General features: G+C 69.5%; 18 protein-coding genes and 1 riboswitch. Of the genes, 9 read left to right on the plus strand and 9 right to left on the minus strand.

The features are described from left to right. The first annotated feature begins 90 nt into the window (after positions 1-90). From AB0I83_RS06750 to AB0I83_RS06760, 3 genes are all read left to right on the plus strand, one after another. Positions 91-1,083, plus strand: a complete 993-nt coding sequence (locus tag AB0I83_RS06750) for a hypothetical protein (RefSeq protein WP_356534287.1) — start codon at positions 91-93, stop codon at positions 1,081-1,083. An 81-nt stretch (positions 1,084-1,164) separates the two neighbouring features. Continuing rightward, a complete protein-coding gene (def, locus tag AB0I83_RS06755; protein WP_356841422.1) occupies positions 1,165-1,803 on the plus strand; it encodes a peptide deformylase in 639 nt (212 codons plus the stop codon). A gap of 196 nt (positions 1,804-1,999) precedes the next feature. Next, positions 2,000-2,737: a D-Ala-D-Ala carboxypeptidase family metallohydrolase gene (locus AB0I83_RS06760; protein ID WP_356534283.1), complete on the plus strand. Its 738-nt coding sequence runs from the start codon at positions 2,000-2,002 to the stop codon at positions 2,735-2,737. Positions 2,738-2,759: 22 nt separating this feature from the next. Here AB0I83_RS06760 and AB0I83_RS06765 read toward each other — a convergent pair whose 3' ends face one another. Beyond that, positions 2,760-3,734 carry a helix-turn-helix domain-containing protein gene (locus AB0I83_RS06765; protein ID WP_356534281.1) on the minus strand — a complete coding sequence of 325 codons (975 nt, stop codon included), beginning with the start codon at positions 3,732-3,734 and terminating at the stop codon, positions 2,760-2,762. A gap of 81 nt (positions 3,735-3,815) precedes the next feature. Between AB0I83_RS06765 and AB0I83_RS06770 the strand changes: the two genes are divergently transcribed. After that, positions 3,816-4,028 carry a hypothetical protein gene (locus AB0I83_RS06770; RefSeq protein ID WP_356534280.1) on the plus strand — a complete coding sequence of 71 codons (213 nt, stop codon included), beginning with the start codon at positions 3,816-3,818 and terminating at the stop codon, positions 4,026-4,028. Here the strand turns inward: AB0I83_RS06770 and AB0I83_RS06775 are convergent. From AB0I83_RS06775 to AB0I83_RS06795, 5 genes are all read right to left on the minus strand, one after another. After that, entirely contained in the window at positions 4,025-5,041 is a 1,017-nt protein-coding gene (locus AB0I83_RS06775) for a ribonucleotide-diphosphate reductase subunit beta (RefSeq protein WP_356534279.1), read from the minus strand. The genes AB0I83_RS06770 and AB0I83_RS06775 overlap by 4 nt on opposite strands. Beyond that, on the minus strand, positions 5,041-7,476 hold the full coding sequence (locus AB0I83_RS06780) for a ribonucleoside-diphosphate reductase subunit alpha (protein WP_363303857.1): 2,436 nt from the start codon (positions 7,474-7,476) through the stop codon (positions 5,041-5,043). Before AB0I83_RS06780 ends, AB0I83_RS06775 begins: the two co-directional genes overlap by 1 nt. Before the next feature lie 155 nt (positions 7,477-7,631). Continuing rightward, positions 7,632-7,709: riboswitch (cobalamin riboswitch) on the minus strand. 86 nt (positions 7,710-7,795) lie between these two features. Continuing rightward, a complete protein-coding gene (gene mctP / locus AB0I83_RS06785; RefSeq protein WP_363303858.1) occupies positions 7,796-9,430 on the minus strand; it encodes a monocarboxylate uptake permease MctP in 1,635 nt (544 codons plus the stop codon). Next, positions 9,427-9,681, minus strand: a complete 255-nt coding sequence (locus AB0I83_RS06790; RefSeq protein ID WP_356534274.1) for a DUF3311 domain-containing protein — start codon at positions 9,679-9,681, stop codon at positions 9,427-9,429. Before AB0I83_RS06790 ends, mctP begins: the two co-directional genes overlap by 4 nt. 177 nt (positions 9,682-9,858) lie before the next feature. Further along, a complete protein-coding gene (locus AB0I83_RS06795) occupies positions 9,859-10,623 on the minus strand; it encodes a GntR family transcriptional regulator (protein WP_356534322.1) in 765 nt (254 codons plus the stop codon). Positions 10,624-10,906: 283 nt separating this feature from the next. Between AB0I83_RS06795 and AB0I83_RS06800 the strand changes: the two genes are divergently transcribed. The 4 genes from AB0I83_RS06800 (at position 10,907) to AB0I83_RS06815 (ending at position 15,640) form a co-directional block, all read left to right on the plus strand. Continuing rightward, positions 10,907-12,193, plus strand: a complete 1,287-nt coding sequence (locus AB0I83_RS06800) for an extracellular solute-binding protein (protein ID WP_356534273.1) — start codon at positions 10,907-10,909, stop codon at positions 12,191-12,193. Between the two features lie 84 nt (positions 12,194-12,277). Further along, positions 12,278-13,264, plus strand: coding sequence for a sugar ABC transporter permease (locus tag AB0I83_RS06805; RefSeq protein ID WP_356534271.1), 987 nt, complete (start codon positions 12,278-12,280; stop codon positions 13,262-13,264). Continuing rightward, on the plus strand, positions 13,261-14,100 hold the full coding sequence (locus tag AB0I83_RS06810; RefSeq protein ID WP_356534269.1) for a carbohydrate ABC transporter permease: 840 nt from the start codon (positions 13,261-13,263) through the stop codon (positions 14,098-14,100). Before AB0I83_RS06805 ends, AB0I83_RS06810 begins: the two co-directional genes overlap by 4 nt. 10 nt (positions 14,101-14,110) lie before the next feature. Continuing rightward, the gene (locus AB0I83_RS06815; RefSeq protein ID WP_356534267.1) at positions 14,111-15,640 is read left to right on the plus strand and encodes a glycoside hydrolase family 3 protein; all 1,530 of its coding nucleotides are present in this window, start codon (positions 14,111-14,113) and stop codon (positions 15,638-15,640) included. A gap of 111 nt (positions 15,641-15,751) precedes the next feature. On the opposite strand, the gene nagB is transcribed toward AB0I83_RS06815, so the two are convergent. Further along, complete coding sequence (nagB, locus tag AB0I83_RS06820) at positions 15,752-16,537, minus strand: glucosamine-6-phosphate deaminase (RefSeq protein WP_363303860.1); 786 nt, start codon at positions 16,535-16,537, stop codon at positions 15,752-15,754. A gap of 524 nt (positions 16,538-17,061) precedes the next feature. On the opposite strand from nagB, the gene AB0I83_RS06825 reads away from it, so the two are divergent. Beyond that, positions 17,062-18,528, plus strand: coding sequence for a PAS domain-containing sensor histidine kinase (locus tag AB0I83_RS06825; RefSeq protein ID WP_356534320.1), 1,467 nt, complete (start codon positions 17,062-17,064; stop codon positions 18,526-18,528). Positions 18,529-18,715: 187 nt separating this feature from the next. On the opposite strand, the gene AB0I83_RS06830 is transcribed toward AB0I83_RS06825, so the two are convergent. Together AB0I83_RS06830 and AB0I83_RS06835 are read right to left on the minus strand one after the other, a co-directional pair. Next, complete coding sequence (locus tag AB0I83_RS06830; RefSeq protein ID WP_003953983.1) at positions 18,716-18,973, minus strand: WhiB family transcriptional regulator; 258 nt, start codon at positions 18,971-18,973, stop codon at positions 18,716-18,718. A 319-nt stretch (positions 18,974-19,292) separates the two neighbouring features. Continuing rightward, on the minus strand, positions 19,293-20,261 hold the full coding sequence (locus tag AB0I83_RS06835) for a diacylglycerol kinase family protein (RefSeq protein ID WP_356534263.1): 969 nt from the start codon (positions 20,259-20,261) through the stop codon (positions 19,293-19,295). Positions 20,262-20,295 lie beyond the last annotated feature (34 nt).

Here is a 20,295-nt window from a genome sequence, read left to right on the forward strand (position 1 = left end):
CCCACGGGTAATGAGCGAGCGCCCGCCCCGGCATGGTTGGATGCGAAGAGAGTGGCAGACGAGGGTGTCCAGTCGGGACAGGCGGGAATCGTGAGGATCTTCGGGAAGGTACGGCATCGGCCGTCCGCCTCTTGGCGGCAGGCCACGGACCGCGCGTTCACGCTGATCGGCGACGGCCGGTACGAGGACGCGGGGGCGCTGCTGACGCGCGCGGCGGACCTGGAGCCCTGGCTCGCCGAGTCCTGGTTCAATCTGGCGCTGCTGCACAAGTTCCGGCACGACTGGGAGCAGGCGAGGGCGGCGGGGCTGCGGGCGGTGGCCCTGCTGGACCGGGAGTCCGGCGCTCCCGACTGGTGGAACGTCGGGATCGCCGCCACCGCACTCCAGGACTGGCCGCTGGCGCGCCGGGCCTGGCAGGCCTACGGCCTCAAGGTGCCGGGCAGCGGCCAGTACAACGCGGCGGCGAACAGCGAGCCCACGGACATGGAGCTGGGCAGCGCCGCCGTGCGGCTCTCGCCCGAGGGCGAGGCCGAGGTCGTGTGGGGCCGCCGGCTCGACCCGGCACGGCTGGAGGTCCTGTCGATCCCCCTGCCGTCCTCGGGGCGGCGCTGGGGCGAGGTCGTGCTGCACGACGGCGTGCCGAACGGCGAGCGGGTCACGGCGGCCGGGCCGTCCTACCCGGTCTTCGACGAGATCGAGCTGTGGGCGCCCTCGCCCGTCCCCACCTGGGTGGTGCTCCTGGAGGCCGCCACTGAGACGGACCGGGACGCGCTGGAGCAGCTCGCCTCCGACGCCGGCTTCGCCGCCGAGGACTGGTCGTCCTCCGTGCGGCTGCTCTGCCGCGCCTGTTCGGAGAGCCGGATGGAGAGCGACGAGGGCGACGGCGAACACGTGGATCCCCACGACCACAGCGAGCCGGGCCATCCCGGCCCGCTGGGGCACCGCACCGCCGGTGAGCTGTGGGTCGCGGAGCGCGAATGCGGGATAGCGGCGCCGGCCGGGCTGGTGCGAGGGCTGCTGGACGGCTGGGTGGCGGACAGCCCGGACAGTCGCGAATGGCGGGATCTGGAAGAAGTCTGCTGAGCGGTGCCCGTAGGCTGTACGCGCACCGATTCCGGTGCGGTACTCACGGGTTTCAGGTTTGCAGGAAGGCGTACGGCGGACATGTCGCAGCAGGAGACGGACGAGCGGACCGGTGTGGACGACGAGGGCTTCCTCGTGGACACCGAGGACTGCGAGGCGCGTGAGGCGGCGTACCGCGAGCGCGGCACCTCCCGTCCGATCACGGTCGTGGGCAACCCGGTGCTGCACAAGGAGTGCAGCGACGTCACGGAGTTCGACGACGAGCTCGCGCGGCTGATCGACGACATGTTCGCGAGCCAGCGGACGGCCGAGGGCGTGGGGCTGGCCGCCAACCAGATCGGTGTGGACCGCAAGGTCTTCGTCTACGACTGCATGGACGACGACGGTGTGCGGCACGTCGGTGCGATCTGCAACCCGGTGCTGGAGGACCTGGCACCGGAGCAGCGGATTCTCGACGACTCCAACGAGGGCTGCCTCTCCGTCCCGACGGCGTACGCCGGACTCGCGCGCCCCGACTACGCGGTCGTGCGCGGTCAGGACGCCCGTGGCAACGCCGTGAAGGTGCGCGGCAGCGGGTACTTCGCGCGGTGCCTCCAGCACGAGACGGACCACCTGTACGGCTACCTGTACATCGACCGGCTCTCGAAGCGGGAGCGCAAGGACGCGCTCAAGCAGATGGCGGAGGGGACCCCCCGCTACGAGGTCGTCCCCAACGACTGATCCCGCGTCTCCGCCGGAGGGGCCTCGCCGCGGGCGGGGCCCCTCCGGCGTGCCGGGGGCGTGCGAACGGGGCGTCGCGGCGATCGACTGGGTCTCCAACCAGTCTTCCCCGGTGCGTAGTTGACGCGCGTCGACCCGTCCGACAGGCTCACCCGTGCACCCGACGTCTACACCTCATCGTGCAGGGAGACCCCCCATGATCAGACGTACCGCACATCTGTTGCTCGGCCTTGTCATGACCATGGCTTTCGCAGTCGGCGGGGCCGTCGTCACCGCGGGCACCGCGCAGGCCGACGGCTGTTACACCTGGACCCGCACCCTGTCGCCCGGTGCCACCGGCGCCGACGTCACCCAGCTCCAGATCCGGGTTTCCGGCTACCCGGGATACAACTCCGTCCTGGCCATCGACGGCTCGTACGGCCCGGCCACCACGGCCGCCGTCAAGCGCTTCCAGTCCGCCTACGGGCTCGCCGCGGACGGTGTCGCCGGCGCGGCCACGCAGTCGAAGATCTACGCGCTGCAGGACGACGACTGCACGCCGATCCACTTCACCTACCCCGAGCTCAACAAGTGCAACAGCACCTGGGCGGGCGGCGCGGTGGCCGCGGGCACGGCCAAGGCCAACGCCCTCAGCAGCATGTGGAAGCTGGAGGCGCTGCGGCACGCCCTCGGTGACCAGTCCATCCGGGTCACCAGCGGCTTCCGCTCCACCCCCTGCAACTCGGCGGTCGGCGGAGCCACGAACAGCCGGCACCTCTACGGCGACGCCGTCGACCTCGGTTCAGGGCCGCACTCGCTGTGCACCATCGCCCAGCAGGCCCGCAACCACGGCTTCAACGGCATCCTCGGCCCGGGCTACCCCGGCCACAGCGATCACATCCACGTGAACCAGGGACCGAGCCACTACTGGTCGGCCTCCGGCTGCGGCATCTGACGGCGTTCCGGGGGCCGGCCGCTCAGGAGGCCTCGGCCAGCACGTCCGGCCCCCGGAAGGTCCGGCGGTACGCGTTCGGCGTCGTACCCAGCGAGCGTACGAACTGATGGCGCAGCGCCGCCGCGGTCCCGAAGCCCGCCCGTCCCGCGATCGTGTCCATGGTCTCGTCCGAGGTCTCCAGCAGGTGCTGTGCCAGCAGCACGCGCTGTCCGAGCAGCCAGCGGTACGGCGTGGTGCCGGTCTCCTGCTGGAAGCGGCGGGCGAAGGTGCGGGGCGACATGTGGGTCTGCGCCGCCAGCTGCTCCACGGTCATCTCCTCGTCGAGGTGGTGCTCCATCCACGCGAGTGTGTCCCCGACGGTGTCGCACCGGGTGCGGGGCAGTGGCCGCTTTACGTACTGCGCCTGCCCGCCGTCCCGGTGCGGCGGGACCACCATGCGGCGGGCGATGGCGTTGGCGACGGCGGGGCCGTGCGCCTGGCGCACCAGGTGCAGGGCGGCGTCGATCCCGGCGGCCGTGCCCGCCGACGTGATGACGGGGCCGTCGTCGACGTAGAGCACGTCCGGCTGCACGCAGGCCTTCGGGTAGCGGCGGGCCAGCTCCTCGGCGTGCCGCCAGTGGGTGGTGCAGCGGCGGCCGTCCAGGAGCCCCGCCGCGCCGAGGACGTACGCGCCGGAGCAGACGCTCAGGACGCGCGCGCCGCGCGCCACGGCCCGGCGCAGGGCCTCCAGGGCCTCCTCCGGGTACTCCCGGTCCACGAAGTGGCTCCCCGCGGGTACGGCGACGAGGTCGGCCTCCTCCAGGCGGTCCAGCCCGTGGGACGTGCTGATGGTGAACCCGGCATGTGTCTGCAGGACGGAGCCCTCGGCCGACACGACCGCGAAGTCCTGTACCGGCAGGCCGTCTTCGGAGCGGTCGAGCCCGAACACCTCGCACAGCACGCCGAGTTCGAAGGGGTGGACCTCGTCGAGCAGTAGAACGGCGACATTCTTCAGCATGACGTCAGTGTGGCAGTAATTCGATGCTGTATGACAGTCCTGCCACTGCCCGAATCCCTTCGCGAGGGCGACAGTAGAGGCATGAACACATTCCTGAGCTACCTGGTCATAGCAGCACTTTTCGCCCTCGTCCTGCTGCCCGCGCTGATCGGCCTGGCACGGGAGCGCCGGATCGACCGTGAACTGCGGGACGCGCAACGGCGGAGGCAGGCGGAACCCCCGCGGACGGCAGGCGCCGCGCGGCCGGTCACGGCCGCACGGCACCCGCACATCAGGTCCTGGGCGAGGATCTAGAAGTCGTCGTCGAAGCCGACGGAACCCTCCACCGCGACCTGGTAGGCGGAGGGCCGGCGCTCGAAGAAGTTCGTCAGCTCCTGCACCCCCTGCAACTCCATGAACGAGAAGGGGTTCTCCGAGCCGTAGAGCGGCGGGAAGCCCAGCCGGGTCAGCCGCTGGTCGGCGACGCACTCCAGGTACTGGCGCATCGACTCGGTGTTCATCCCCGGCAGGCCCTCGCCGCACAGATCGCGGCCGAACTGCAGCTCCGCCTCGACCGCCTCCCTCAGCATGTCGGTGACCTGCTGCTGGAGCTCGTCGTCGAAGAGGTCCGGCTCCTCCTTGCGGACCGTGTCCACGACCTCGAACGCGAAGTTCATGTGCATCGTCTCGTCGCGGAACACCCAGTTGGTGCCCGTGGCGAGACCGTGCAGCAGACCGCGCGAGCGGAACCAGTAGACGTAGGCGAACGCGCCGTAGAAGAAGAGCCCCTCGATGCACGCCGCGAAGCAGATGAGGTTCAGCAGGAAGCGACGGCGGTCGGCCCGCGTCCCCAGCCGGTCGATCTTCTCCACCGAGTCCATCCACCGGAAGCAGAACTGCGCCTTCTCGCGGATCGAGGGGATCTCCTCGACCGCGTCGAAGGCCGCCGCACGGTCCGCCGGGTCGGGCAGGTAGGTGTCGAGCAGCGTCAGGTAGAACTGGACGTGCACGGCCTCCTCGAACAGCTGGCGCGACAGGTACAGCCTCGCCTCGGGCGAGTTGATGTGCTTGTAGAGCGTCAGCACGAGGTTGTTGGAGACGATCGAGTCACCCGTCGCGAAGAACGCGACCAGCCGGCCGATCATGTGCTGTTCGCCCGGTGAGAGCTTGGCGAGGTCGGCGACGTCGGAGTGGAGATCGACCTCCTCGACCGTCCAGGTGTTCTTGATCGCGTCCCGGTAGCGCTCGTAGAAGTCCGGGTAGCGCATGGGGCGCAGCGTCAGCTCGAAGCCCGGGTCGAGCAGGTTCTTGTTCTCGTTCGAGCTCATTACTGGCAGGCCTCGCAGGATTCGGGGTTTTCGAGGGAGCAGGCGAGCGCGTCCGCGTCGGGCGCCGAAGCCTGCTGTACGGGAATGGGCGCGGCGGCAGCCTTCCCGGACGCCGCGCGGGCGATCCGGGTGGCGGGGCGCGAGCGCAGGTAGTACGTCGTCTTCAGCCCCTGCTTCCAGGCGTACGCGTACATCGAGGAGAGCTTGCCGATCGTCGGCGTCTCCAGGAACAGGTTCAGCGACTGGCTCTGGTCGAGGAACGGCGTACGGGCGGCGGCCATGTCGATCAGGCCGCGCTGGGGGATCTCCCACGCCGTGCGGTACAGCGCCCGCACCTCCTCGGGGATCCAGGCGAAGCCCTGTACGGAGCCGCTCGCCTCGCGCAGCGCCTCGCGGGTGCGGGCGTCCCACACGCCGAGCTGCTTCAGCTCCTCCACCAGGTAGCCGTTGACCTGGAGGAACTCGCCGCTGAGCGTCTCGCGCTTGAAGAGGTTGGAGACCTGCGGCTCGATGCACTCGTACACACCCGCGATCGAGGCGATCGTCGCCGTCGGCGCGATGGCCAGCAGCAGGGAGTTGCGCATCCCGGACCTCGCGATCCGGGCGCGCAGCGCGTCCCAGCGCTCGGGCCAGTTCAGCTCGGTGCCGTAGTGGTCCGGGTGCAGCACACCGCGGGCGGTGCGGGTCTCGGACCAGGCGGGCAGCGGGCCCCTGGGGGTCCCCTCCGTGCCGGAGCCCGTCGAAGATGCTCGGGGGCGCTCCGCGAGCTCGCAGGAGGCCTCGTAGGCGGCGAGCATGATGCGCTCGGAGATCTTCGTCGACAGGGCCCGCGCCTCGGGGGAGTCGAACGGCAGCCGCAGCTGGAAGAAGACGTCCTGGAGGCCCATCGCGCCCAGGCCCACCGGACGCCAGCGGGCGTTGGAGCGGCCGGCCTGCTCGGTCGGGTAGAAGTTGATGTCGACGACCCGGTCCAGGAAGGTCACGGCGGTGCGGACGGTGGCGTCCAGCCGCTCCCAGTCGATGGTGCCGTCGGCGACGAACGCGCCGAGGTTGACCGAACCGAGGTTGCAGACGGCCGTCTCGCCGTCGTCGGTGACTTCCAGGATCTCGGTGCACAGGTTCGAGGAGTGCACGACGCGGCCGGGCTCGGCCGTCTGGTTCGCGGTCCGGTTGGAGGCGTCCTTGAACGTCATCCAGCCCTGGCCGGTCTGCGCGAGGGTGCGCATCATGCGGCCGTAGAGCTCGCGCGCCGGCATCGTCCTGCGGGCGAGCCCCCTGGCTTCGGCCGCGCGGTAGGCCGCGTCGAACTCGTCGCCCCACAGGTCGACCAGCTCGGGCACCTCGGCGGGGGAGAACAGCGACCACTCGGTGTCGGCGTCGACCCGCCGCATGAACTCGTCCGGGATCCAGTGCGCGAGGTTGAGGTTGTGCGTCCGGCGCTGGTCCTCGCCCGTGTTGTCGCGGAGCTCCAGGAACTCCTCGATGTCCGCGTGCCACGTCTCCAGGTACACGGCGGCCGCACCCTTGCGGCGACCGCCCTGGTTGACGGCCGCGACCGAGGCGTCCAGCGTCTTGAGGAACGGCACGATGCCGTTGGAGTGGCCGTTGGTGCCCCGGATCAGCGAACCCCGGGCCCGGATGCGGGAGTACGAGAGGCCGATGCCGCCCGCGTGCTTGGAGAGCCGGGCCACCTGGTGGTAACGGTCGTAGATCGAGTCGAGCTCGTCCAGCGGCGAGTCCAGCAGGTAGCAGGAGGACATCTGCGGGTGCCTGGTGCCGGAGTTGAAGAGGGTCGGCGAGGACGGCAGGTAGTCGAGCCGGCTCATCAGGCGGTAGAGCGCGGCCACTTCCTCCAGGGCGCGCTCGGAGCTGTCCTCGGCCAGCCCGGCGGCCACCCGCAGCATGAAGTGCTGCGGGGTCTCGATGACCTGCCGGGTGAGCGGGTGGCGCAGCAGGTAGCGGCTGTGCAGCGTGCGCAGTCCGAAGTAGCCGAAGCGGTCGTCCGCGCCGTCGGCGAGCGACTGCTCGACCAGTGCGTCGAGGGCGACCGCGTGCAGCGTGACGAACTCCGCCGTACGGTCCGCGATCAGGCCCTCACGGTGCCCCACGGCGACCGACGAGGAGAAGGAGACCGCGCCCTGGCCGGCCGCCTCGTCCGCGACGGAGCGGGTGAGCAGCCGGGCGGCGAGCCGGGAGTATGCCGGGTCCTCGGAGATCAGACCCGCGGCGGCCTCGGTGGCCAGTGAGCGCAGCTCCGCCTCGTCCGACCGTGCGTTGCGGCCGCGCAGCGCGGCGGCGGCGACCCGTCCGGGGTCGGTGTCGGGCAGGTCGGCTGTCAGACCGGTCAGGGTCCGGAGCAGCGCGGTCCCGGGTGCGTCGGTCGTGCGGCCTTCGTATTCCGTGGCTGAAACCGGATCGGCTGGCGCGATGGTCACTGGGGCTGTCCTCGCTGGGCTGAGGGCCTGCGGGAGCGGGGCAGCCGTGCACCAGGACACCCGGGGGCGGCTCGGTGCGCACGGCGTCCACCGGCCCTCCGCGGGGCCCGGACGTCTCGGCGTCCGGTTCGGTCGAGCCGGACGCACTGTCGACAGGTCTTCGGACTCCGCGGTGCACGAAAGCACACCGATCACACCGTTGCGGGACAGTTCCGGATTCGCACCGGATTCCCCTGCGGCGACAGCGAGCTTGAGCATACATGTGGGGGCTGCCCATTGAGGCAGCCCCCACATGTAGTGTCGCGCCGGGCCGGAACGGTCAGTGACCGCCCGGGGCTCCTGCCGTGGCCGGCGGGAGCTCGGCCTCGACGCCGGGGTCGCCCACGTCCGCGGTGTAGTCGGACGGCGAGGTCTCGTCCAGGCCGACCGGGGCCTTCAGCGCGTTGAGGACGAAGGTCAGCACGACCACGACGACGATGTTCAGCACGATCGCGGTGAGACCGATGTAGCCGATCTCGCCGATGCCGGGGATCTCCTTCGAGGACCCGCCGAAGTGCTTCTGGGTCGGGCTGGCCACACCGTACGCGGCCACCGTGCCGTAGATCATGCCGACCGCCCAGCCCGCGATCAGGGCCCAGCGGTGGAACCAGCGGGTGAACAGGCCGCCCACGAGTGCGGGCATGGTCTGGAGGATCCAGATCCCGCCGAGCAGCTGGAAGTTGATCGCCACGGTCTTGTCCATGGTGAGGACGAAGGCGAGCGCGCCGACCTTGACCAGCAGCGAGACCAGCTTGGAGACCTTGGTCTCCTGGGCCGGGGTCGCGTCCGGCTTGAGGAAGTCCTTGTAGATGTTCCGGGTGAAGAGGTTCGCCGCGGCGATCGACATGATCGCGGCCGGCACCAGGGCGCCGATCCCGATCGCGGCGAAGGCCACACCCGCGAACCAGTCGGGGAACATGTTCTCGAACAGCTGGGGGATGGCCAGCTGTCCGTTGTCCACCTTGATCCCGGCCGCGATCGCCATGAATCCGAGCAGCGCCAGCAGACCCAGCATCAGCGAGTACAGCGGCAGGATCGTGGTGTTGCGGCGGATCACCTCACGGCTGCGGCTGGAGAGCGTCGCCGTGATCGAGTGCGGGTACATGAAGAGCGCCAGCGCCGAGCCCAGTGCCAGCGTGGCGTAACCCCACTGCCCCATCTCCCCGGGGACGAGCGCCCCGCGCGGTTTGCCGGTCGCCTCGTTGGTCTCGGCGAACGCCTCGCCCGCCTTGGCGAAGATGGTGTCGAAGCCGCCGAGCTTGATCGGGATGTAGATGATGGCTACCGCGATGACCAGGTAGATCAGGCCGTCCTTGACGAACGCGATGAGCGCGGGCGCCCGGAGTCCGGAGGAGTACGTGTACGCGGCGAGCACGGCGAACGCGATCAGCAGCGGCAGGTCCTTGATGAACCAGTGGGTGTTCTCGCCGCCGCCGACGCCCATGACGTCCAGCACGGCCTGGATGCCGACCAGTTGAAGCGCGATGTACGGCATCGTGGCGAGGATGCCGGTGACGGCGACCGCCAGCGAGAGCCCCTTCGAGCCGAAGCGGCCGCGGACGAAGTCCGAGGTGGTGACGTACCCGTGCTTGTGCGACACCGACCACAGGCGAGGCAGGAAGGTGAAGATGAGGGGGTAGACCAGGATCGTGTACGGGACGGCGAAGAAGCCGGCCGCGCCGGCCGCGTAGATCGCCGCGGGGACCGCGACGAAGGTGTACGCGGTGTACAGGTCGCCGCCGAGCAGGAACCAGGTGACCCAGGTGCCGAACGACCTTCCGCCCAGGCCCCATTCGTCGAGGCTGGCCTCGTTCTCGGCCTTGCGCCAGCGCGCGGCCATGAACCCGACCACGGTCACGGCGACGAAGAAGAAGATGAACACGGCGAGTGCGACGCCGTTCACGCCGTCCTTCACGAGGAAGCACCCCCCTTGCGGGAGCGCTGGTCACGCTGCCACAGCTTGTAGGCGATCATGGTGAGTGCGGTCGAGATGAGCACCCAGAGCATCTGGTACCAGTAGAAGAACGGGATCCCGATGAAGGTCGGGTCGACCTTCGCGTAGGAGCCCACCCAGAGCATCGCCACGAACGGCGCGGCCAGACAGAGCGCGATGACCACCCTCGTGGGTGTCACTGTCGGTGGTTTCGCCTCGGTATTTTCTGACATCGGCAGCTCCGTACCCTCTCTGATCACCTGTTGTGATGCGCAGGAAATCTAGGCGAGGGTTCCGCCCACCGTCACCCCCCGTCCGCATTGCGGTCGTGCAACGGTCCGGTGTCGTCCGGAACGAACCGGTCCTCCCGCGCGTACGCGGGAGGACCGGAACTGCGGGAAGGGGCCGTGTCAGTCGGTGGGTCGCTTGAGGCGGGCCACGAACTTGTACCTGTCGCCCCGGTAGACCGAGCGCACCCACTCCACCGGTTCACCGTGTCCGTCGATCGAGTGACGGGACAGCATGAGCATCGGCAGGCCGACGTCCGTGCCCAGCAGCCCGGCCTCGCGGGGGGTGGCGAGCGAGGTCTCGATGGTCTCCTCGGCCTCGGCGAGCCGGACGCCGTACACCTCGGCCAGCGCGGTGTAGAGGGACGTGTACTTCACCAGCGAACGGCGCAGCGCGGGAAAGCGCTTGGCCGAGAGGTGCGTGGTCTCGATGGCCATCGGCTCGCCGCTTGCGAGCCTGAGCCGCTCGATCCGGAGCACCCGGCCGCCCGCTGTGATGTCCAGCAGTCCGGCGAGCGTGTCGTCCGCCGTGACGTAGCCGATGTCCAGCAGCTGGGAGGCCGGTTCGAGGCCCTGCGCGCGCATGTCCTCGGTGTACGAGGTGAGTTGCAGGGCCTGGGAGACCTTCGGTTTGGCGACGAAGGTGCCCTTGCCCTGGATGCGCTCCAGCCGGCCCTCGACGACCAGCTCCTGGAGGGCCTGGCGGACGGTGGTGCGAGAGGTGTCGAACTCGGCGGCGAGCGTCCTCTCGGGCGGCACGGGGGTGCCGGGCGGCATGGTGTCCGTCATGTCGAGGAGATGGCGCTTGAGCCGGTAGTACTTCGGGACGCGCGCCGTACGCGTGCCCGCACCGGTCTCGCTCGTACTGTTGCCCCCGTCGGCACCCATGGCCCGCCTTCCCGACTGCTGCGTTGCTGCCGTCACCGGCTCCTCCGTCTGTCGCGGCTCACATGGTGGCACGGTCCGGTCACGGCTCGTCGCCCTCCCTTAGGTGTCGGTCCTATAACGGACGCGAGTGCACTTCTTATACACCCTTGACACCCCTAAAGGTCTAGGCCAAGCTCCCGGTACTGGTCTAAACCATTAAAGACCAGGTCCCAGCCCCAGCAGTACTACTCGTCGGTGTCTTCGCGGTGGGCGGGGGGTTGCAGCACCCTGAGGAGGGTTTGGCGTGAAGCGCAAGCTCATCGCGGCGATCGGCGTCGCGGGCATGATGGTCAGCATGGCGGCATGTGGCTCCGACGACGGCGGCAGCGACAGCAGCGGCAAGAAGTCCGGTCCCGACAGCTACAAGGGACAGACTCTCACCGTCTGGGCCATGGACGGCTCTACGCCGGAGCAGTGGCAGAAGGACCTTACCGCCGCGTTCGAGAAGAAGACCGGCGCGAAGGTCAAGTTCGAGGTCCAGCAGTGGAACGGTATCCAGCAGAAGCTGACGACCGCCCTCTCCGAGGAGAACCCGCCGGACGTCTTCGAGATCGGCAACACCCAGACCGCGGCGTACGCCAAGACCGGCGGGCTCGCCGAGCTCGGTGACCTCAAGACGGAGATCGGCGGCGACTGGGCCGCCAACCTGAACGAGGCCGCGGTCGTGGACGGCAAGCAGTTCGCCGCCCCGTGGTACTTCGCCAACCGCGTGGTCCTCTACAACAAGTCGGTCTTCGCCGAGGCGGGCGTCACCGAGACCCCCAAGACCCGCGACGAGTTCTTCGCCGCGCTCGACAAGATCAAGGCCAAGGGCAAGGCCGAGCCGCTCTACCTGCCCGGCCAGAACTGGTACTTCTTCGACGGGCTCACCATCGGCAAGGGTGCCGACCTCGTCAAGAAGGACGGGGACAAGTGGGTCTCCAACCTCGCCGACCCGAAGATCGGCGAGGCGATGGACCTGTACAAGAAGTACCAGGCCTACTCCAAGGCCCCCAAGGACAAGGACGAGGCCACCCCGCAGCAGGCCGACGTCTTCGCCAAGGGCAAGACCGGCGCCTTCATCGGCATGGGCTGGGAGGCCGGCACGGCGATAGCGGCCAACCCGGCCATCGAGAAGGAGATCGGCTACTTCACCATCCCGGGTGAGACCGCCGACAAGCCCGAGGGCGTCTTCCTCGGCGGCTCCAACCTCGCCGTGGCCGAGGGCAGCGCGAAGCAGGACCTCGCCAAGGAGTTCCTGAAGCTCGCGCTCTCCGACCAGTTCGAGGGCCAGCTCGCCAAGCTGAACGGCGTCATCCCGAACAAGGAGTCGCTGAACACGAACCTGGCCGGCAACCCGGTCGCCGAGGCCGCCGCCCCGTCCGCCAAGGTCGGTGGCACCACGCCGCTGATCCCCGAGTGGGCCGCGGTCGAGAACGCGCCGAACCCGGTCAAGACCTTCATGACGGCGGTCCTGAACGGCAAGTCGAACGCCGAGGCCGCCAAGCAGGTCGAGGCGGAGTTCAACAAGCGCCTCGCGCAGAAGCAGTAAGGCCGAGAACGCCGGGGGCCGGACTCCACCACGGAGTCCGCCCCCGGCTGTGTGTCCCATGGTGCCGAGAAAGAGATGGCGAGCATGACCGTGCAGACCGAACGGCCGCCCTCCGGACCCACGGAGGTTGCGAAGCGGGCCGGTGCCGGCCCCGGACCCGGCAGACCCCCGGCAGGCGGCAGACCGGCCGCGCTCGCCCCTTACCTGCTGCTGCTCCTCCCGGTGGCCGTGACCCTGGTGTTCCTCGGCTGGCCCGTGGTCAAGAACACCATGCTCTCGTTCCAGAACCTCAACATGAGGCAGCTGATCCAGCACCTCGACGAGTGGAACGGGATCGACAACTACAAGGAGATCCTCGGCAGCGAGGACTTCTGGAACGTCACCGGCCGGTCCGTCCTCTTCGCCGGCACCAACGTCGTCCTGATCATGCTGCTCGGCACCCTGGTCGGCCTGCTGCTCGCCCGTCTCGGCAAGCGCATGCGGGTCACCCTGCTCGTCGGCCTGGTCCTCGCCTGGGCGATGCCCGTCATCGCGGCGACCACCGTCTACCAGTGGCTCTTCGCCTCCCGGTTCGGCGTCATCAACTGGGTGCTGGACAAGGTCGGCTTCCACTCCATGGCGGAGTTCAACTGGACCGGCAGCCAGTTCTCCACCTTCTTCGTCATCACCGTGCTGATCGTCTGGCAGTCGATCCCGTTCGTCGCGATCAACCTGTACGCCGCCACGACGACCATCCCCAAGGAGCTCTACGAGGCCGCGTCGCTGGACGGAGCGGGCCCCTGGAAGAGCTTCACCTCGGTCACCATGCCGTTCCTCAAGCCGTTCCTCCTCGCCACGACGTTCCTCGAGGTCATCTGGGTCTTCAAGGCCTTCACCCAGGTCTTCGCCATCAACGAGGGCGGCCCGGACCGGCTCACCGAGATCCTCCCCGTGTACGCGTACATCGAGGGCATCGGCAACCAGCACTACGGCATGGGCTCGGCCATCGCGCTGCTCACCATCCTGATCCTGCTGGCCCTCACCTCGTACTACCTGAGGATCGTCTCCAAGCAAGAGGAGGACGAGCTGTGAAGCGCTCGGCCACGTTCAGGTTCAGCCGCATCTGGCCCAACGCGACGGCCGTCCTGCTCGTCATCGGCTTCGTCTTCCCGGTGTACTGGATGTTCGCGACGGCCTTCAAGCCGACGCCGGACATCGTCGCCGAGAACCCGGTCTGGTTCCCGACCGACTTCACGTTCGACCACTTCAGGACCGCCGTCGACGCCGAGAACTTCTGGACCATGGTCCGGAACTCGCTCACGGTCACGGTCCTCGCCGTGTCGTTCTCGCTCGTCCTGGCACTCGCCGGGTCGTTCGCGCTCGCCCGGATGCGCTTCAAGGGCCGGCGCGGATTCGTCATCGGCTTCATGGTCGCCCAGATGGCACCCTGGGAAGTCATGGTCATCGCGATCTACTTCATCGTGCGCGACGCGGACATGCTCAACAGCCTGATCCCGCTGACGCTCTTCTACATGGTCATGGTGCTGCCCTTCACCCTCCTGACGCTGCGCGGCTTCGTCGCGGCCGTGCCCAAGGAGCTGGAGGAGTCGGCCATGGTCGACGGCTGCACCCGTCCCCAGGCCTTCGTGAAGGTGATCCTGCCGCTGCTGGCACCCGGACTGATGTCCACCTCGCTGTTCGGCTTCATCACCGCGTGGAACGAGTTCCCGCTGGTGCTGGTGCTCAACAAGCAGTCCGAGGCGCAGACCCTGCCCCTGTGGCTCTCCCAGTTCCAGAGCCAGTTCGGCGACGACTGGGGCGCCACCATGGCAGCCTCCTCCATCTTCGCGATCCCGATCCTCGTCCTCTTCGTCTTCCTGCAGCGCAAGGCCGTCAGCGGTCTGACCGATGGCGCAGTGAAGGGATAACACGGCTGCCATGACCACCCTCGTATCCACCACGGACACCGTCACACGCGACGCGCTCGCCGTCCTCCAGCCCGGATTCACCGGCACGAGCGCCCCCGACTGGCTGCTGCGCAGGGTCGGCGAAGGCCTGGCCTCCGTCGGGCTGTTCGGCCGGAACATCCAGTCGCCCGAGCAGCTCGCCGCGCTCACCTCCCGGCTGCGGGCCGAGCGGGACGACGTACTCGTCGCGATCGACGAGGAGGGCGGCGACGTCACCCGGCTCGAGGTCCGCAACGGCTCGTCGTTCCCCGGCAACCTGGCCCTCGGCGCCGTGGACGACGTGGACCTCACCCGGGCCGTCGCGCGCGAGCTCGGCCGCCGGCTGGCCGAGTGCGGGGTCAACCTCAACTGGGCGCCCTCCGCCGACGTCAACTCCAACCCGGGGAACCCGGTCATCGGCGTACGCTCCTTCGGCGCCGACACCGGACTCGTCGCCCGGCACACCGCCGCGTACGTCGAGGGCCTCCAGGCCGCCGGTGTCGCCGCCTGCACCAAGCACTTCCCCGGGCACGGCGACACCGCGGTCGACTCGCACCACGCGCTGCCCCGCATCGACGTCGACCTGGACACCCTGCACGCCCGTGAGCTGGTCCCCTTCCGGGCGGCCATCGCGGCGGGTTCCCGATCCGTCATGAGTGCCCATATCCTGCTTCCCGCACTCGACCCGACGCGGCCCGCGACCCTGAGTCCGCAGATCCTCACCGGACTGCTGCGCCAGGAACTGGGCTACGACGGGCTGATCGTCACCGACGGCATGGAGATGGACGCCATCGCCGGAACGTACGGCATCGAGCGCGGTTCCGTCCTCGCCATAGCGGCCGGGGCCGACGCCATCTGTGTCGGCGGCGGGCTGGCCGACGAGGACACCGTGCTGCGGCTGCGCGACGCACTCGTGGCGGCGGTACGGGCGGGCGAACTGCCCGAGGAGCGGCTGGCCGACGCGGCCGCACGTGTACGGGCCCTCGCGTCCTGGACGCAGGGGGCCAGGGGGGCTGCCTCGGGGCCGGGCGCGGACGTGCAGGAGGGGACCGCGCCCGGCATCGGGCTGATCGCGGCCCGCCGCGCCTTGACGGTCACGGGCACCGCCGAGCCGCTGCGCGAACCGGCGTACGTCGCCGCCTTCACCCCGGTCGCGAACATCGCGGTCGGCGACGAGACCCCGTGGGGTGTCGCTGCCGAGCTGACCCGGATACTGCCGGGCACCGCGACGGACACCTACGGCAGCGAGCACGGCTCCCCGGCGGCCGAGGTGCTGAGGGCGGCGGGGGAGCGTCCCGTCGTCGCCGTGGTCCGCGACGCCCACCGGCACGCGTGGATGGGCAAAGCGCTGGACGCGCTCGTGGCGGCGCGCCCGGACACCGTCGTGGTCGAGATGGGCCTGCCCGAGGCGCCGCCCAGGGGTGCGCTGCACATCGCCACGCACGGCGCCGCACGGGTGTGCGGAATCGCGGCGGCGGAGACGATCACGGGCGCCAGGGCCGGCCAGGGCCTCTCCTTCTGACCATGCTGGGCGCGCGGGATCCGAACGGAGGACCCCGGCTCCCCGGCGGACGACGCGTGAGGGCCGGGCCACCTTCGACAGGTGGCCCGGCCCTCACGCGTACGGGAAGCCCTACAGCCCCTGCCACCGCGGCTTGGCCGCGTACGTGGCGCGGAAGTAGTCCGCCAGCTTCAGCTTGGACGCGGCGGCCTCGTCGACCACCACGGTGGCGTGCGGGTGCAGTTGCAGCGCCGAGGCCGGCACGACGGAGGCGATCGGGCCCTCGACCGTCAGGGCCACCGCGTCGGCCTTGCCCTCGCCCGTGGCCAGCAGGATCGGGTGGCGGGACTCCAGGATGGTTCCGATGCCCTGGGTGATGACGTGGTGGGGGACCTGGTCGATGTCGTCGCCGAAGAAGCGCGCGTTGTCGATCCGGGTCTGCTCGGTCAGCGTCTTGATGCGGGTACGCGAGGCGAGCGAGGAGCACGGCTCGTTGAAGCCGATGTGCCCGTCGGTGCCGATGCCGAGCAGCTGGAGGTCCACACCGCCCGCCTCACCGAGTGCCCTGTCGTACGCCTCGCAGGCTGCCTGTACGTCCGAGGCGGTGCCGTCCGGGCCCATGAAGGCCTGCTCGGACAGGCCGAGCGGCTCGACGACCTCGCGCAGCACGACCGAGCGGTAGGACTCGGGGTGGCCCGCGGGCAGCCCGACGTACTCGTCGAGCTGGCAGATGCGGGCCCGAGAGGCGTCCACGGCGCCTGAGCGGACCTTCGCCGCCAGGGCCTGGTAGACGGGCAGCGGGGTCGAGCCGGTGGCAACGCCGAGAAGTGCGTCGGGCTTGCGGCTCAGCAGGGCTCCGACGGCCTCCGCGATGAGTTCGCCGCCTGCCGTGGCGTCCGGGACGATGACAACTTCCACGCTTTGCCTGCCGATCTGGAGAGTGGCGTCATGTGGTATAGACCAATCTCGTACCAATCTAGCAGAACGCGGCGACCCGGAGGTGAACCGTCCATGGCTGCGCCGACGGCTGTCGCCCTGTCGGCGGACATCCGGCCCCGCGGGCGGAACGTCCCCGGAAACACCCGCGGGCCGCGGCGCCAGGACGGGACCCTCAGCCCGTCCGGCACCGCAGCCCGGAGCTTCCTGGCCGGCGGTGTGCGGTGCCTCCGGCCATGCGAGGCACCGGCGCAGTCAGGGCAGAGAGCGCCGGGTGCCTCGGTCCGCCCCCCTGTGCGGGGAGGGCGGAGGTCTTTCGCGTACGGATCACGCCTCGTGCGTGGCGTCCGTACACCGTGCATTGTGGACTAGACCAATAGACCGTGTCCATCGGTGGGCGCGGACATTCTTCGGCCGGACCCGTCCTCTCCCAGTGTCACGCATCGGCGGGCGTATCGGTTCGGAACCTCGTCATCTCCCCGGGTACGCTCGCCGGTGTGCCCTCCATGAACGACCTCGTCCGCCAGCACACAGCCCTGAGTGACACCGACCTCGAGTGGCTCCATCTGCTGGTCTCGGAGTGGCAGCTGCTCTCCGACCTGTCCTTCGCCGACCTCGTCCTCTGGGTGCCGACCCGCGACGGGACCCGCTATGTGTCCGTCGCGCAGATGCGGCCCAACACCGGCCCCACCTCCTACCAGGACGACATGGTCGGCCACCTGGTGCCGCGGGGCCGACGGCCCCTGCTGGACGCGGCCCTGGACGAGGGCCGCATCGTGCGCGAGGGCGATCCGGAGTGGCGCGAGGAGGTGCCCGTCCGGGTCGAGTCGATCCCCGTACGGAGAGAGGGTCGGATCCTCGGGGTGATCGCGCGCAACACCAATCTGCTCACCGTGCGCACGCCGTCCAGACTCGAGCTGACCTATCTCCAGTCCGCCTCCGACCTGGCCCAGATGATCGCAGCCGGGTCCTTCCCGTTCCCCGGCCAGCAGGTCGACATGGACGCCTCGCCGCGGGTCGGGGACGGGCTGATCAGGCTCGACGCCGACGGCGTCGTCCAGTACGCCAGCCCGAACGGCCTCTCCGCCTACCACCGGCTCGGCCTGGCCTCCGACCTCGTCGGGCACCACCTGGGCGCGACGACCGCCGAACTCGCCCCCTCGCGCGGCCCGGTCGACGAGGCGCTGGTCAAGGTGGCGAGCGGTTACGCCCCTCGGGAGTTCGAGGTCGAGGGGGCGGGCGGGGTCATCCAGCTCCGGGCCATCCCCCTGAAGCCCAAGGGGGTGCGCATCGGTTCGCTGGTGCTCCTCCGTGACGTCACCGAACTCCGGCGCCGCGAGCGGGAGCTGATCACGAAGGACGCCACCATCCGGGAGATCCACCACCGGGTGAAGAACAACCTCCAGACGGTGGCCGCCCTGTTGCGGCTCCAGGCGCGCCGGATGGATTCGGAGCAGGGTCGCGAGGCGCTCGACGAGGCGGTGCGGCGGGTCGGTTCGATCGCCATCGTGCATGAGACGCTGTCCCAGAATCTGGACGAGCGGGTCGAGTTCGACGAGATCGCGGACCGAGTGATCGCGATGGTCGCCGAGATCTCGCCCGGGAAGGTGACCTGCCGTCGGACCGGACGCTTCGGAGTTCTCGACGCCGAGGTGGCGACCCCGCTCTCGATGGTGCTCACCGAGGTGCTGCAGAACGCACTTGAGCACGCGTTCACCGTCGCCGAGCACGGCACGGTGGAAGTCTCCGCGGTGCGTGGCGGATCGCCGACCGCGGGCCGGCTGCTGATCACGGTGAGGGACGACGGGCGCGGACTGCCCGAGGGGTTCGATCCCCGGCGGGCCGGAAATCTCGGGCTCCAGATCGTGCGGACACTCGTCGAGGGCGAGTTGGGCGGCACCTTCGGCATGGTCCCCGCGCCGGTGCGCGGCACCCAGGTGGTGCTGGACATCCCCGTCCGGAACGACAAGTAGCGGCGCGGCTGTTGCCGCCGGCACCGCACAGCAGTGGGCCCGGACCGTGGTGACGGTCCGGGCCCACTGCGTGGTGCTCACGGTGCGATGCGCTTCGGGGGTACTGCGCGCTGCGACTCGAAGGCGGGGCTGTGCGTACGCTCTGTACGCGCCGCCTGGCTGAGGCTCGTCTTGCGGGGGGCGTCGGTCAGGCGCTGGCGTTACGCGCCCGGTTGCGAGCGGCGCGGCGCTTCATCGCGCGGCGCTCGTCCTCGCTGAGGCCACCCCAGACGCCGGAGTCCTGACCGGACTCGAGCGCCCACTGCAGGCACTGCTCCATGACGGGGCAGCGACGGCAGACGGCCTTGGCTTCCTCGATCTGCAGCAGCGCAGGACCGGTGTTGCCGATGGGGAAGAACAGCTCCGGGTCTTCCTCACGACAAACGGCGTTGTGACGCCAGTCCATGGCTGCTACCTCTCCTTGGTATTACATGCTGGTGCTTGTGAATGTGAACGCTTTCACGAATCCCCCCGCAGACGAAGGTCCGACGTCCAGAAGAACTGGATGTGGCCCTGTTGTTTTGAGGAGGGGTTCTTGCTCTCAGGGAGGCCGGTGTTGCGGGCCGTCCCGATCGCCATGTAGAGATTCGCAAACCTCGGCGACGGATACAACCCCTTCTGGAAAGTTTTTTTTGATTCCTCGGTGTCGACTAGGTCACAGCCGTACTTCTAAGGGGTGGGGGCCAGCCCAAACGTTCGAGTCAAAGGACTTTCGCCCCTTCCACTCACACAATCACACGCAGTGCACGGCGTACGCCTGTGAACGTCACGCTCGTACGCAGTCCAAGGTGGTCGCCGTCCATCTGGAAGGGCAGTGGAGCCTTTGAATGCAAGGTGAAGTCCGTGAGGTCATGCATGGAGACGGCGTGCTTGCCGTGTGGACCTTTCTCGGGGCTCGAAGTGAGCAGCTGAGTGGCGTAGCGCGTCACGGCGGGGGTGGAGAGCCGCTTCAGGCCGAGGATGTCCAGGGCGCTGTCGAAGGAGGCCTTCGGGGACGCGTATATCGGACGGTTCCCCAGGTAGGTCCAGGGTGCGGTGTTGCAGATTATCGACAGCGCGAGGTCCGTGACCGGGTCCCGGCCGGGGACCTCGAGGGTGATCTGCCCGTTGCGCCGGTGCGGCTCGTCCAGGAACTGCCGGAGCACCTGGCGCACGTACAGGGCATGGGTCGACCGCTTGCCCCGCTCGCGTTTCTGTTCGACCCGGCCGATGACGCCCGCGTCGAACCCCAGCCCCGCGCAGAAGGTGAACCAGCGGCCGGGGACTGCCTCGTCCGCCGTGCCGGGGGTGCCTGCCGCGAGGCCCAGGCCCACGGTGCGCTCGCTGCGAGCGGCGAGGGCGTCCAGGATCGCGCCGGTCGCCTCCACGGCGTCGTTCGGGATGCCGAGCGCGCGGGCGAAGACATTGGTGGAACCGCCGGGCACCACGGCGAGGCTCGGCAGGCCCTCCGGATCGGGGCCGTCGTGCAGGAGCCCGTTGACCACCTCGTTGACCGTGCCGTCCCCGCCCAGGGCGACCACCAGGTCGAAGTCGCCGGAGTCCGCCGCCCGCCGCCCCAGGTCCCGGGCGTGACCGCGGTACTCCGTGGTGACGGCCTCGATCTTCATCTCGCTCGCCAGGGCGTGGATCAGTACGTCACGCGTCCGCGCGCTGGTAGTGGTGGCAGCTGGGTTGACCACGAGGAGTGCGCGCATGGACGCCAGGGTACCTACCGCGCGGTACCGGCCT

Origin of the sequence: Streptomyces sp. NPDC049970, assembly GCF_040660235.1 — a bacterium.
Taxonomy (GTDB): Bacteria; Actinomycetota; Actinomycetes; order Streptomycetales; family Streptomycetaceae; genus Streptomyces.

Coding starts and splice junctions, on each gene's coding strand:
- AB0I83_RS06805 (WP_356534271.1), top strand. CDS start 12,278: ATGACCGTGCAGACCGAACGGCCGCCCTCCGGACCCACGGAGGTTGCG.
- AB0I83_RS06770 (WP_356534280.1), top strand. CDS start 3,816: ATGAACACATTCCTGAGCTACCTGGTCATAGCAGCACTTTTCGCCCTC.
- AB0I83_RS06835 (WP_356534263.1), bottom strand. CDS start 20,261: ATGCGCGCACTCCTCGTGGTCAACCCAGCTGCCACCACTACCAGCGCG.
- AB0I83_RS06825 (WP_356534320.1), top strand. CDS start 17,062: ATGAACGACCTCGTCCGCCAGCACACAGCCCTGAGTGACACCGACCTC.
- AB0I83_RS06765 (WP_356534281.1), bottom strand. CDS start 3,734: ATGCTGAAGAATGTCGCCGTTCTACTGCTCGACGAGGTCCACCCCTTC.
- AB0I83_RS06790 (WP_356534274.1), bottom strand. CDS start 9,681: ATGTCAGAAAATACCGAGGCGAAACCACCGACAGTGACACCCACGAGG.
- AB0I83_RS06775 (WP_356534279.1), bottom strand. CDS start 5,041: ATGAGCTCGAACGAGAACAAGAACCTGCTCGACCCGGGCTTCGAGCTG.
- def (WP_356841422.1), top strand. CDS start 1,165: ATGTCGCAGCAGGAGACGGACGAGCGGACCGGTGTGGACGACGAGGGC.
- AB0I83_RS06760 (WP_356534283.1), top strand. CDS start 2,000: ATGATCAGACGTACCGCACATCTGTTGCTCGGCCTTGTCATGACCATG.
- AB0I83_RS06830 (WP_003953983.1), bottom strand. CDS start 18,973: ATGGACTGGCGTCACAACGCCGTTTGTCGTGAGGAAGACCCGGAGCTG.
- AB0I83_RS06795 (WP_356534322.1), bottom strand. CDS start 10,623: ATGGGTGCCGACGGGGGCAACAGTACGAGCGAGACCGGTGCGGGCACG.
- AB0I83_RS06815 (WP_356534267.1), top strand. CDS start 14,111: ATGACCACCCTCGTATCCACCACGGACACCGTCACACGCGACGCGCTC.